The organism is Cognatilysobacter lacus, assembly GCF_008274655.1.
Classification (GTDB): Bacteria; Pseudomonadota; Gammaproteobacteria; order Xanthomonadales; family Xanthomonadaceae; genus Cognatilysobacter; species Cognatilysobacter lacus.
Genome location: NZ_VTRV01000075.1, coordinates 1 through 13,038, shown reverse-complemented (window position 1 = coordinate 13,038; position 13,038 = coordinate 1). Strand labels below are relative to the sequence as shown.

10 protein-coding genes and 1 pseudogene are annotated in these 13,038 nt (G+C 69.1%); 5 read left to right on the top strand and 6 right to left on the bottom strand.

The window, feature by feature from the left end:
- The 3 genes and pseudogenes from FW784_RS14355 to FW784_RS08210 all read left to right on the top strand — a co-directional run.
- Positions 1 to 438 (top strand): annotated as a pseudogene (locus FW784_RS14355) (hypothetical protein); the annotation flags it as partial.
- The gene (locus tag FW784_RS08215) at positions 435 to 1,310 is read left to right on the top strand and encodes a sensor histidine kinase (protein WP_149352863.1); all 876 of its coding nucleotides are present in this window, start codon (positions 435 to 437) and stop codon (positions 1,308 to 1,310) included. The pseudogene FW784_RS14355 and the gene FW784_RS08215, both read left to right, overlap by 4 nt.
- A complete protein-coding gene (locus FW784_RS08210) occupies positions 1,307 to 3,208 on the top strand; it encodes a hybrid sensor histidine kinase/response regulator (protein ID WP_149352862.1) in 1,902 nt (633 codons plus the stop codon). Before FW784_RS08215 ends, FW784_RS08210 begins: the two co-directional genes overlap by 4 nt.
- A 21-nt stretch (positions 3,209 to 3,229) precedes the next feature.
- On the opposite strand, the gene FW784_RS08205 is transcribed toward FW784_RS08210, so the two are convergent.
- Genes FW784_RS08205 through FW784_RS08195 form a run of 3 tightly spaced genes read right to left on the bottom strand, consistent with a single transcriptional unit; the run spans position 3,230 to position 6,836 of the window.
- A complete protein-coding gene (locus FW784_RS08205; RefSeq protein WP_149352861.1) occupies positions 3,230 to 4,474 on the bottom strand; it encodes a multifunctional CCA addition/repair protein in 1,245 nt (414 codons plus the stop codon).
- A gap of 2 nt (positions 4,475 to 4,476) precedes the next feature.
- The gene (locus FW784_RS08200; protein WP_149352860.1) at positions 4,477 to 4,851 is read right to left on the bottom strand and encodes a PH domain-containing protein; all 375 of its coding nucleotides are present in this window, start codon (positions 4,849 to 4,851) and stop codon (positions 4,477 to 4,479) included.
- Between the two features lie 35 nt (positions 4,852 to 4,886).
- Complete coding sequence (locus FW784_RS08195; RefSeq protein WP_235893619.1) at positions 4,887 to 6,836, bottom strand: lytic transglycosylase domain-containing protein; 1,950 nt, start codon at positions 6,834 to 6,836, stop codon at positions 4,887 to 4,889.
- A 344-nt stretch (positions 6,837 to 7,180) separates the two neighbouring features.
- On the opposite strand from FW784_RS08195, the gene FW784_RS08190 reads away from it, so the two are divergent.
- On the top strand, positions 7,181 to 10,108 hold the full coding sequence (locus FW784_RS08190) for a TonB-dependent receptor plug domain-containing protein (RefSeq protein ID WP_149352859.1): 2,928 nt from the start codon (positions 7,181 to 7,183) through the stop codon (positions 10,106 to 10,108).
- A gap of 294 nt (positions 10,109 to 10,402) precedes the next feature.
- Positions 10,403 to 11,194: a hypothetical protein gene (locus tag FW784_RS08185; protein WP_149352858.1), complete on the top strand. Its 792-nt coding sequence runs from the start codon at positions 10,403 to 10,405 to the stop codon at positions 11,192 to 11,194.
- A gap of 27 nt (positions 11,195 to 11,221) precedes the next feature.
- On the opposite strand, the gene FW784_RS08180 is transcribed toward FW784_RS08185, so the two are convergent.
- From FW784_RS08180 to FW784_RS08170, 3 genes are all read right to left on the bottom strand, one after another.
- Positions 11,222 to 11,563, bottom strand: coding sequence for a zinc ribbon domain-containing protein YjdM (locus FW784_RS08180; RefSeq protein WP_149352857.1), 342 nt, complete (start codon positions 11,561 to 11,563; stop codon positions 11,222 to 11,224).
- Positions 11,564 to 11,600: 37 nt separating this feature from the next.
- Positions 11,601 to 12,359, bottom strand: a complete 759-nt coding sequence (locus FW784_RS08175) for an endonuclease/exonuclease/phosphatase family protein (RefSeq protein ID WP_149352856.1) — start codon at positions 12,357 to 12,359, stop codon at positions 11,601 to 11,603.
- 9 nt (positions 12,360 to 12,368) lie between these two features.
- Positions 12,369 to 13,038, bottom strand: a 670-nt coding sequence (locus tag FW784_RS08170) for a thiol:disulfide interchange protein DsbA/DsbL (RefSeq protein ID WP_205123581.1), incomplete at its 5' end; no start/stop codon positions are given.

Sequence of the window (13,038 nt, the reverse complement as noted above, 5' to 3'; positions counted from 1 at the left end):
GTAAGGCCGGTGCTCGACGCGCACCGTGAGCGCCCCGACGACCCGGTGCGCTGCCTGACCGACGCGCACCGTCGCTGCCACGGCACGCGCGGCGCGGGCTGCGCGATGGTGGTGCTGCGCGAAACGCCGCCGACGCTCGTGCAGGCCGGCGTGGGCAATGTCGCGGTATCCCTCGCAGCGCACGTAGGCCAGGGATTCGCCAGCCAGAACGGAACGCTCGGCGTCGCTTGCCCCGCCGTCCGCGAGAACCGGCGCGAGGCTTCGCGCGGCCTGCTGATCATGCATACCGATGGACTTTCGGCGCGCTGGTCGCTCGATGCCTATCCCGGCCTGCGCACGCGTCATCCGCAGGTGGTGGCCGGCGTGCTGTTCCGCGATGCGCGACGCGTGCGCGACGATGCAACGGTGGTCGTGGTCGAGGTGGGGGGCGTGCGATGACTGACGAAAACGATCGGGTCCGTCGCCAGCTCGATGATGCGCGCGCGCAGATCGACGCGCTGAACGCCGAGCTCGCCGAAACCAACAACGGCGTGGTGGCGCTCTATACGGAACTCGACGACCAGGCCGAACAGCTGCGCCAGGTTTCCGAACTCAAGAGCCGGTTTCTGTCGTACATGAGCCACGAATTCCGCACGCCGCTGGTCTCCATCCAGAGCATGGGCCGGCTGCTCGTCGACCGGCTCGACGGGCCGCTCTCCGACGAGCAGGAGCGGCAGGTGCGCTTCATCCAGGAAGCCGCGGCGGAACTCAGCGAGATGGTCGACGACCTGCTCGACCTCGCGAAGGTGGAAGCCGGCCGTATCACCGTCTCGCCCGACTGGTTCGAACTGATCGACCTGTTCTCCGCCCTCCGCGGCATGTTCCGGCCGATCGCCACTGCAGGCGCGGTCGCCGTGGTGTTCCGCGAACCCCAAGACGTGCCGCCGATGTATTCGGACAACCAGAAGGTCGCGCAGATCCTGCGCAACTTCATCTCGAACGCATACAAGTTCACCGAGGAAGGCACGATCACCGTGTCGGCGCGGCGCGAGGCTGACGGGTGGGTGCGGTTCTCAGTTGCCGACACTGGCATCGGCATTGCGCCCGAGGATCTCGGCCACCTGTTCGAGGACTTCGTGCAGCTGGCCTCCGCGCGCTCGCGCAACCAACGCGGCACCGGGCTCGGGCTGTCGCTGTGTCGCCGCTTCGCCGAATTGCTGGGCGGACGCGTCGAGGTGGAAAGCACACCGGGCGTCGGCTCCACGTTCCACGCGGTGCTGCCGTCGCTGTCCCCGGCCGACCCGGGAGCGTTTGCGGAAGCGGTCGCATGATCGGCCAGATCCAGTCGAATCGGCCGATCCTCGTGGTCGACGACACCAATTCAACGCGATATGCGACGGTCCGTTACCTTCGCGCCGCGGGCATCGACGTGGTCGAGGCCACGACCGGCGTGCAGGCGCTCGCGTTGGCCCCGGGCTGCGGAGCGGTAGTCCTCGACGTCAACCTGCCCGACCTCGACGGCTTCGAAGTGTGCCGCCGGTTGCGGGCCGGGACCGTCAACACGCGCGTGCCCGTCGTGCACCTGAGCGCGCAGCGCATGCGTGACGAGGACAAGATCCGGGGCCTCGAGTCCGGCGCCGATGCGTACCTCACGCATCCGGTCGAACCCGGCGTGCTGATCGCCACGATCAACGCGCTGCTGCGCGCCCGCGCGGCGGAACATGCCGAGCGCCTCTCGCGCGAGCGCTTCGAGGCGGTGTTTCGCACCGCGCCCGTCGGTATCGCGCTGACCGCGGCCGACGGCCAGGTGCTGGAACTCAACGACGAGATGCGCCGCATCCTGCGCACCGGTGACGACGCGGCCTCGATGCCACGGATCACGGCGCTGCTCGACGCCCTCATGCAGCGCTGCGAGTCGTGCGCCGCCGACGGCGTCTCCGCGCCCACCGCGTTCAGTCCGCCCGGCTTCGAGCCGGCGCTGCACCTGAATTGCCGGCTCGCGCGGCTTGATAACGACACCCGGCTGGTGCTCGTCGCCGACGTGACCGGCCAGCACCAGCTCGAGCTCGACAAGGAAGTGCTGCTGCAGAGCGAGCGCGATGCGCGCCGCGACGCCGAGAACGCCAGCCGCGCGAAGGATTCGTTCCTGGCGCTGCTCTCGCACGAGCTGCGCAACCCGCTTGCGCCGATCAGCTCGGCGGCGCGCCTGTTGCAGATGGCACCCGGCGACGCGGCGGTGATCGATCGTGCGAGCGCCGTGATCTCGCGCCAGGTCGCGCACATGCGCGACCTCATCGACGACCTGATGGATGTCTCGCGTGTCACGCGCGGGCTGGTCGAACTCGAACGCGAGCCGCTCGACCTGCGCGATGTCGTGCGCTCGGCCGTCGAGCAGGTGCGTCCACTGATTGACACGCGCGGCCATGTGCTGCGCCTGGACCTCACCCATGAGCCCCTGGTGGTGCTAGGGGACCGGACGCGATTGATCCAGGTCGTAGCGAACCTGCTGAACAATGCCGCGAAGTACACGCCGCATGCGGGCGACCTCTGCGTGCGCCTGTCATCGCACGCGCCGTCCGCGGTGGTCGCGGTCAGCGACAATGGCGTCGGCATGTCGCGCGAACTGCTCCCGCATGTATTCGACCTGTTCACGCAGGCGGAGCGCACCCCGGACCGCTCGCAAGGCGGGTTGGGCGTCGGTCTCGCGCTGGTCAAGAGCGTCGTGCAGTTGCACGAAGGCCGCGTCGAAGCGGACAGCGCCGGGCCGGGCCAGGGCAGCACGTTCACCGTGACGCTTCCACTGTCGGCCGCTGTTCCGGAATCTATTGAGCCCGGCACGGCGCGCGACATCGCCGCGCGTGCGCTCGACATCCTGCTGGTCGACGACAACGAGGATGCTGGCGCGACGCTGGCCGAACTGCTCCGCGTGTCGGGCCACCGCGTCACCGTGTGCACCGAGGCACTGGCCGCACTCGAGCGGGTCACCGAGCGTTCGGCGCCACATGATGTCTACCTGCTCGACATCGGCCTGCCCGGCATGACCGGCTACGAACTCGCGCGTCATATCCGCGCACACGCCAACGCCGGCCCCAGCGTGTTCATCGCGCTCACCGGATACGGCCTGCCCTCGGATCGCCTGGCGTCCACGCAGGCGGGCTTCGACCACCATCTGGTCAAGCCGGTCGAACAGACGGTGCTGATGCAGCTGCTCGCGCAGATCGCCGACTGAGGGGAGCCCGCGGCTCTCGCGTCAGGGTTTCTTGCCGGTCGCCTGGGCGACGGCCCGGATGCGTGCAGACCGCAACGCCTCGCCGACCGCCGGGCCCTGCAGCGCCGCCTGCGCGTCGGCGTCCAGCCGAACCGCTCGCGCGACCTCGAGCGCATTTACCAGTGCGGCACCCTGCGTATACGGCACGTCCGACAACCCCAGCCGACCGCGTTTGTCCGCCTCGCAGGCGATCGCCATCTGCGCGATGCGTTGCGGATTGCGGAACCCATCGCAGCGTTGCAGCAGGTCGACGACCGTCCCGGCGCGAAGTTCGTCGAACCGGTGGACGTTCAGATGCTCGCGGCAGACGGCGACGGCGAGCTGGCGATGCGCGCCGGGCACCTTCAGGCGATCGCAGAGATCGCGAAGCGGCGCCAGCCCCGCCTGCTCGTGGCCGATGTGCTTGGGCAGCACGTGTTGCGGCGTACGGGCCTTGCCGAGGTCATGCACCAGCGCCGCGAAGCCGATCGCGTCGTCGCCTGGCGCGAGCGCCGCCGCCATGTCGCAGACCATTTCGACGTGTACGCCGGTGTCGACTTCCGGATGGTATTCGGCGCGTTGCGGCACGCCGTACAGCGCGTCCACCTCCGGCAGCACCGCGACAAGCGCGTCCGCATCGTGAAGCGTGCGCAGGAACGCGGACGGCGTGGCACTGGCAAGGGCGCGCCGCAGTTCCTGCCAGACGCGTTCGGGCGTGAGTTCGGCCAGTTCGCCCGACGCTGCCACCTCGCGCATCAACGCCATCGTTTCGGGTGCGACCGCGAAGCCCATGGGCGCGAGGCGCGCCATGAATCGCGCGGCGCGCAGGACGCGCAAGGGATCCTCGGTGAAGGCGGGGCCGACATGCCGCAGCACGCGTCGCTCGAGATCGCCCACGCCGTCGAGCGGATCCACGATGTCGCCGAGGCTGCCGTCGTCGCGGATCTCGCGTGCGATCGCATTGATCGAGAAATCGCGACGCTGCAGGTCGTCCTCGAGCGTGACCGACGGGTCGGCGTCCACGACGAAGCCGCGATAGCCCCGCCCTGATTTCCGCTCGGTGCGGGCGAGCGCGTACTCCTCGCCCGTTTGCGGATGCAGGAACACCGGGAAGTCGCGGCCGACGGCCTTGAATCCCGCGTCGAGCATCTGCTGCGGCGTGCTGCCGACGACGACGAAGTCGCGATCGCCGGGCGCGAGGCCCAACAACGGATCGCGCACGGCGCCGCCGACGAGGTAGACGCGCATCCTCAGCGCGTGGCCTGCGCGAGGATGGCGATGATGTCGCGGACGCCTGCGCCACGACCCAGCGCGCGCGTGATCGGTTCGGCCTGGCCGGAGACCCAGATGCGCAGGTCGCTGTCGAGGTCGAAATGGCCCGCCGTCTCGATCGAATACATCACGATGGCGCGGTACGGAATGCTGAGGTAGGCCGTCTTCTTGCCGGTGACGCCCTGCTTGTCGACGATGATCATCCGGCGATCGGTGAACACGATCAGGTCGCGAACGAAACCGAATGCGCGCTGCAACGCCTCGTCTTTCGCGAGCAGCGGGCCGAATTCCGCATGTAGGCCCGTGATGTCCTTCTCGCCCGCGTGGCCGAGCAGCGTGTCGAGCAGTCCCATGGTGATCTCCGCAGTTTCGATGCGGCAAGGATGCCTCAGCCGCGCCTCGCCTGCGGCGGCATCGCCTGCGGCGCGGCCGGCCTGTTCGCGAGTGGACACGTGAACGACGTGCGCTGGCCGTCGAATGCGCCGCGCAGGCGATCGCTGACGCGGAGTGCGTTGCCGGTCATGCGCCAGTCGTAGAGCACGCTGAAGGCGAGCACGCGCGCCACGTAGTCGCGCGTTTCCTTGTACGTGATCGTCTCGATCCACAGATCCGGATCCATGCCCGGACGCTGCGACTTCCAGCGCGCCAGCGGCGCCGGGCCCGCGTTGTAGCCGGCGAGGGTGAAGTAGGGCTTGCCGTCGCCATAACCATCGAGCAGTTGGCGCAGGTAGGCGGTGCCCAGGATGATGCTGGTATCGGGGTCGTACAGGCTCTGCTCGCCGTTCCACGGCACGCCGACTTTCGCCGCCATCGAGGCGCCCGTCGCGGGCACGAGTTGCATCAGGCCGATCGCATTGGCGCCCGAGCGCGCATTCGGATTGAACACGCTCTCGGCTCGGATCTCGGCGGCGACCCACGCCGGATCCAGCCCGTTGCGCTGCGCCTCGCGACGGATCGTGGCTTCGTGGCGGATGGGAAAGCGCAACGTGTACAGCCGCAGCTCTTCCGGGTCTTCCTTGCCGAGCGAGAACACCGCGCGGTCGAACCAGCCGTGCTGCTGCGCAAGCTCGACCGCGGTGATGCGCCGCATCGAGTCGAAGCGCGACACCGCGTCGTTCCATTCCGCCACCGCCCAGCCGTCGCGTTCGATGTCGTGGAGCATGAGCGCGCGCTGCAGTGCGGGATCGTTGCCGACCGCCGCACGCGCGGTCGGCGAATCACCGGGGATCCACGGGCACAGCGTGTACGGCTGCCCGAGGCGGTCGGCGGCGAGGAAGCCGTGGAATTCGGGCTTGGCCGCCGCGGCGCGATAGGCACGCTGCGCGGCCTCGCGATCGCCGAGCTTCTCGGCCACGCGGCCCTCGAGATAGAGCCAGCGCGAGTCGTCGTGCTGGGGCGAACGCATGCTGCGGATGGCGGTCAACGCGGCCGACCAGTCCGAACGCGCGATCGCCTCGCGCGCGCGCCATTCGCGCAGGCGGTCGTCGTAAGCGGACTCGGGCACCGCCGCGAGCCGTTGTGCCGAGCCCGGCTCGTACGACGAGGCCGTCCACAGCGCGGACTGGTACAGCACCCGGCCGCGCTCGAGTTCGGTGAAGCCCAGCGCCGGGCCGAACCTGTCGAGCTGCGCCTGTGCGTCCTGCGGCACCGACTTCGCGTAGCGCGCGAGGGCGTACGACGCGACGCGACGGCTGCGGTCGGTTCGCGGCCATTGCAGCGCGCGGTCGTTGACGGCCTCCATGAAGGCCGCATAGTCGTTCGCGAGCGCTGCATCGGAAGCGGGCAGGCCGCGCGCGGCGGCGCGCATGACGCTGGGCTGCCACGCCTCGGTCGCCTTGTCGAACCGTTCCCAGCGCAGTTCCGGGGTCAGGCCGCCGCGTGCATCGAGCGCGGTGAACACCGCATCGCATTGCGACGGTAGCGATTCGCCGGCGGCGCGCCAGATCAACTGCGCCTGCTGCGTCCAGCTGGCGTCCGCGCGGCCCAGTGCGTTCTCCGCCTGCAGCCAGCTGCAGCGGAGCGCGGTGTCCTTGATCGTCGGCTTCCACGCTGCGTCGAACGCCGCCCAGTCCTGGCGACGCGTGGCTTCGCCCAGCCACTGCGTGCGGAAGGTCTCGCCGACGGCCTGGCCGCCGTAGCGGCGCAGGAAGGCGTCGGCGCGGGCGTCGTCCAGCGACCCGAGGTCGCGGCGCAGCCCGGCGTATTCGACCCAGCCGTAAAGCGGGTGCTTCGCGAGGTCGGCGTTGGCGCCGGCGTCGAACGCCCCGGACTCAGCCGCGACGATCGCCGCCTTTACGCGCGCGAGCTGCGGATCCAGGCGCGACGACTGCGTCGGCATTGCGGGAGCGACCGGCGGCGAGGCGCCCGCGGCCCGCTCCGGCGGAGCCATCTGCGCGCAGCCGGACAGTGCGATCGCCAAGGCGAACGCGGAGACAGCGGGCAGCGGCGGGACGGATAGGCGCATGCCGGGACTATAGCGGGGCGATCTGAACGCGCTGTCGTCGGCAGGCCGGCATTTCCGGCGTCGCCGCCATCTCGCAGGCGCGCCGCTTATCGGCAGCCGCGAGTCCCCCTGAAGTCCGGCGCTTGTGAAGATTTCATGAAACGTTTACAACCCCCGTGACGCCGCGTTCAACCAAAGCGGCGGGGCCTGCTTGTGCATTTCTTACGGAGAGAGAATTCATGAAAGCGTTGCGTCGACACACGTTGGCGAAAGCCATCCAGTTGTCCCTTCTTGTTGCCGTCCCGGGCCTTGCGGCCGCACAGGACGCGACGCCCCAGCAGCTCGACACGGTCACCATCACCGGCTCGCGCATCCGCCAGTCGGACAAGGTCACCAGCCAGCCGGTTTCGGTGATCACCCGCGCCCAGATCGACCAGAGCGGCGCGACGTCGATCGGCGACTTCCTGCAGGAGCTCACCGCCAGCGGCAAGGCGCTGAACGCCAAGTTCAACTCTTCGGGCAACTTCGGCTATCCGGCCAGCGGCGGCGGCATCGGCGCCGGTTCGGCGCAGGTCGATCTGCGCAACCTCGGCAGCCAGCGCGTGCTGGTGCTCGTCGACGGCATCCGCTGGGTCAACGAATCCTCCGCCTCCGGCGTGAGCGGCTCGGCCGACCTCAACACCATCCCGCTTGCCATCGTCGAGCGCATCGAAGTGCTGGAAGACGGCGCGTCCGCCATCTACGGCTCCGACGCGATCGCCGGCGTCGTCAACATCATCACCAAGAAGAAATTCGACGGCGTGCAGTTGCATGCCAAGCAGGGCAGCTACGGCCACGGCGGCGACGACACCGAAGCCGACATCACGATCGGCGGCAGCACCGAGAAGTTCAGCGGCGTGTTCAGCGCGGCGTTCGTCGACCAGCGCGGCATCAGCTCCAGCGCGTGGGGGCAGTCGTCGATGCCCGTCCCGGGTGCCGGGCTCGGCGCGGGCAGCTCCGCGACCCCGCAGGGCCGCCTGACGTTCTGCGATCCGCGGATCGCCACCGCCGGCACGCCCGGCTTCTGCGACCCCGCGGGCAACGACTGGTTCGACCTCACGCTCAACAACGGCGCGACGCCGAACTACAACGGCGGCAACCCGACGACGGCGCCGGGCACGTACCACGACTGGAGCGGCGCGGACCGCTTCAACTTCGCGCCGTACAACCTGCTGCTCACGCCGAGCAAGCGCAAGTCGCTGTTCGCGAGCACGCGCTACGACATCAGCGAAGGCCTGTCGTTCCACGCCAAGGCGCTGTACAACAACCGCGTCTCGCGCAACCAGGCAGCACCGGAGCCGATCTTCGTCGGTCCGTTCGCCGGCACCGGCGGCATCGCCGACACGATCGTCATCGCGGCGAACAATCCGTACAACCCGACCCAGATCGCCCTCGACCCCGCCACCAACTTCGGTTGGGTGACACGTCGTCCGCTCGAACTCGGGCCACGCCTCTTCAGCCAGGACGTCGACACCTGGTACGTGAACCTCGGCTTCGACGGCGCGTTCAACGCGGGTGCGCGCACGCTCGACTGGAACGTCGACTACGTGCACTCGGAGAACAAGGCCGAGCAGCGCTTCCAGAACGGCTTCAACGTGGCGAAGCTCAAGCTCGCGCTCGGCGACGTCAACGTCTGCCGCGCCGTGCCGGGCTGCGTGCCGCTCGACCTGTTCGGCGGCCAGGCGCGTCCGATCACGCAGGCGATGTTCGACTACGTCACCACCGACCAGCGCGATGCGAGCAAGCAGGTCCTCGACCTGTTCAGCGCCAACCTGACCGGTGACCTGTTCGACATCGGCGATCGCCACGCCGGCTTCGCGGTCGGCGCAGAGCACCGCAAGTACCAGGGCGACTTCAACCCCGATCCGCTGCGCCAGAGTGGCGAGTCGCAGGACTCGTTCGCCGCGCCGATCTCGGCCAGCTACCACGTCAATGAGCTCTACGCGGAAATGCTGGTGCCGTGGCTCTCCACGTTCAGCACCGACTTCGCGCTCCGCCGCTCGCAGTACTCGACCTTCGGTGGCGCCACCACCGGCAAGGTCGGCTTCCGCTGGCAGCCCATGCAGGACCTCGTTGTTCGCGGCACGTGGTCGGAAGGCTTCCGCGCGCCGAACCTGGGCGAGCTGTATGGCCTGACGCAGTTCGGCGCCACCCTGGTCGATCCCTGCGGCCCGACCGGAACGCCGGGCGGCGCCCCGCAGTACCGCCAGCGCTGCACCGCGGCGGGCGTGTCGCCTACGTTCGAGCAGGCGAACACGCAGATCACCACCTTCACGGGTGGCAACGCCAACCTGCAGCCGGAGAAGTCGAAGAACTACAACCTCGGCTTCGTCTGGTCGCCGGCATGGAGCTCGGCTTGGGCGTCGCGCTTCGACTTCGAGGCCGACTACTTCCATTACAAGGTGACCGACGCGATCCAGGCGCCGGACATCCAGGCCCTGCTCAACGGCTGCTATGACGGGTCGATCTCCGGTGCGGCCTGCTCGGGCTTCACCCGCGGCGCGGGCGGCAACCTCAATCCGCCGACCGACTTCCTCTCCAACCTCGGCACGATCACCACCAGTGGCGTCGACGTGAAGGTGAACTGGGCCAGCCGCCCGATGGACTGGGGCCAGCTGACGGCGTCGCTGCAGTCGACGCATACCATCGGCTTCAGTGCGGTCGACACGGACGGCAACCAGACGCAGCAGGCGGTGGGCATCGAGGTCAACGACAGCGCGATCCCGTCGTGGCAGTCCAACCTGCAGCTCGGCTGGAAGATGGGCGACTGGAACCTCGGCTGGGACATCCGTTATGTCGGCGCCGTCCGCGAATACTGCGCCAACGCTGCGAAACTGCCGGCTGCGAATTGCCCGGAAACGTTGACGATCCCGGGGCCCAACGGCACGACCGTTGCGAACCCGAAGTTCGTTCCGTTCGCCCACCTTGGCGCGACCACGTACCACGACGTTCAGGCCTCGTGGAACCACGCGTTCGGCATGGAAGGCATGAAGCTGTCGGCAGGCGTCAACAACCTGTTCGGCAAGGACGCGCCGATCTGCGTGAGCTGCTCGCTCAACGGCTACGACGCCGGTACGTACGACCTGCCGTTCCGCTTCTGGTACGTCGACGTGCAGTACAAGTTCTAACCGCAGCACGCATCGCTCCGATGCAATGGAACGGCCGGTGGATATCCACCGGCCGTTTTCTTTTGCGGCGGTCGGCGCGGTCAGGCGCAAGACCCGAAGTGTGTTCGTGGGGCCGCGGGCGGCCGCGGCACTGAACCGGCATGAGGCCTCGAGACTCGGCATGTGCCGCACCGTGGCGCACCCGGATCAGGCGTCCGCGCCCCGTCGCGCCCGCTGAGATCGCGCGCGACCACACTGGCTCGACATCCCCGGCGTCGAGATACGCGTGTCCGTCGTTGCCAGCGAACCGTCGCCATGAGCGGGTCGAAGACCACCAGCCACGACCTGTGCGTGGCGCTCAAGCTCGCGCATCCGGCCGACGAATTCGTCACCGTCTTCGAAGTGCGCGACGCCACCGGCAGCGTGCACGGCTCGCGCGCCGACGCGGTGGTCATGTCGATGCACGCGTCACGCGGCTTCGAGCTCACCGGTTTCGAGTTCAAGTGCGCGCGCGGGGACTGGCTTGCCGAGTTGAAGAATCCGCACAAGGCCGACCGCATCGCGCGCTACTGCGACCGCTGGTGCGTGCTCGCCGCATCCGGCGTGGTCAAGGACGGCGAGCTGCCCGTGGGCTGGGGACTGTGGGAGCTGGGGGCCGGCGGCGCGATCCGGCGTCGCGTCGTGCCGGCCACCCGCGACCCGGAGCCGCTGACGCGTGCATTCCTCGCTTCGTTCATGCGCGCCCGCGCACGCTTCGATTCCGACGAGCTCGCGGCCCTGGCGTCACATCATCGGCGCGAGTTCGAACGGCAGCAGCGGGTTCGCGACGAGGCCGCCGAGGGTGACCCGGTGCTGCGACGCGAACGCGAGACGCTGCGCCGGGGCCTTCGCAAGCTCGAGGAAATCCGCCAGGCGACGGGCATCGACCTGGCCGACCACACGCCATCCAAACGCTGGATCGAGCGCATGCGCCTGGCGGAAAGCCCGCGGCTGGAACATGCACTCAAGCTCCTGCGCGACGTCTTCGCCGACGACGAGTTACGCGGGCGCGTGGCTATCGCGCTGGGGCAGGAGGACCGGGCAGCTGGCGACGCGGGCGGGGCTTGAGGCCGGCGACCTGGGCGATACCCGCAGCTACGCCTTGCGCACGAACTCCGACTTCAGCTTCATGGCGCCGAAGCCGTCGATCCTGCAGTCGATGTCGTGGTCCTCGTCGACGAGGCGGATGCCGCGCACCTTGGTCCCGGCTTTGAGCGCGCCGCTGGCGCCCTTCACCTTGAGATCCTTGATCACCGTGACCGAATCGCCGTCCGCTAGCACGTTGCCGACTGCGTCGCGGTGCACACGGGGCGCGTCCCCGGAGGTGGGGTCGGCGGCGGGTGACCACTCGTGACCGCATTCCGGGCAGACCAGCATCGCGCCGTCGGAATACGTCAGCGTCGATGCACAGGCAGGACAGTTGGGCAGATCGGTCATCGCGGGCTCCTGATGGCGCGCGGTGCGCGGTCGACGCTCACTGCAGGCAGTGTTCGGGCACGTCGAGTTCCACCGACAGCGCCAGGTGATCGGAGAACGCCGCGGGCATCGCGATGCGCGCGTGCGCCTGCAGGCCGTCGCCCACCAGGACGTGGTCGATGGCGCGCAGAGGCGCCCAACTCGGGAACGTCGGCACCGCGTGCGGCGGTGGCTGCAGGCGCGTGCGCTTGAACAGCAGGTCCATCTCGGGTTGTTCGATCGTGCAGTTGAAATCGCCCATCAGCACCGCATGCGGGTCTCCGGCGAGCAGTTCGGCGATGAAGCTGAGCTGGTCGAGCCGCGACGACGCGCCGAGCGACAGATGCGCGACCGCGATCGTGAGCGGCGTGTCGCAGCGACCGAAGCGCGCGAGCATGACGCCGCGCCCCTTGACCCGGCCGGGCAGCGAATGCACGACGACGTCCGTGGGCTCGATGCGGCTGAGGATGCCGTTGGCGCTGGACGCGACGCCGCCCATGCGCCGGTTCGGCTGGTGGCTCCAGTAGGCGAAGCCGGCGCGCTGCGCGAGGTAGTGCGTCTGGTTGGTGAAACCCGAACGGAGGCTGCCCGGGTCACTCTCCTGCAGGCCGACGATGTCGTGCCCGCCCGCCAGCTGCGCGATGGCATCCAGGCTGCCGCGCTTGTCGCCCATGGGCAGCACGTGCGACCAGCTGCGCGCGACATAGTCGTGGTAGCCGCGCGTGCTGGAGCCCGCCTGGATGTTCGCGCTGAGAAGCTTGAGCCGGCGTTGGATCACGGGCTCGCGTCAGCCGCCGCTGGCGGGGGCAGCCGGCTGCGCGCCGCCCGCCATCGCCGCACGCTCGCGCGCGATCAGGTGGTCGGCGATGCGAAGCACCTCGGGGTAGGTCTTGCCGCCGGTGATGCGGTACTTGCCGTCGATGATCACCGTCGGGGTGCCGGTCACGCCGCTGCGCTGGATGAACTGGCGCCCCTGGTTGACCTTCGTCGACACGGCGAAGCTGTGCATCATGTCGTAGAACTGCTTCGGGTTCGCGCCGTACTGCGCGTAGAAGTTCGCGATTTTCTGCTCGTCGGGCGTGTCCCCTTCGCCCGGCATCGACTTCTTGACGTGGATCGCGTCGATCAACGCCATGTGCGAGCGGTCGACGAGGCCGAGCTGGTCGGCGACGTAGAACGACTTCGCGTAGGGATCCCACTCCGGGCCGAACGGCGCCGGCACGTAGTGGAACGCCACGTCGGCCGGCAGCTTGTTCTTCCACGGCTCCACGGTCGGCGCGAACGCCGCGCACGCCGGGCACACGTAACCGAACACCTCGACCACCTCGACCTTGCCCGGGACCGGCTGCCACGGGGTGCCGCCCGGGATTTCCTCGTAATCGGTGCCGAGCACCGGCGCCGGTCCCTGCGGCGGCACGACCGGGCCCGGCTGGCGGGTCTCCGCCGGGGCCGGCGCT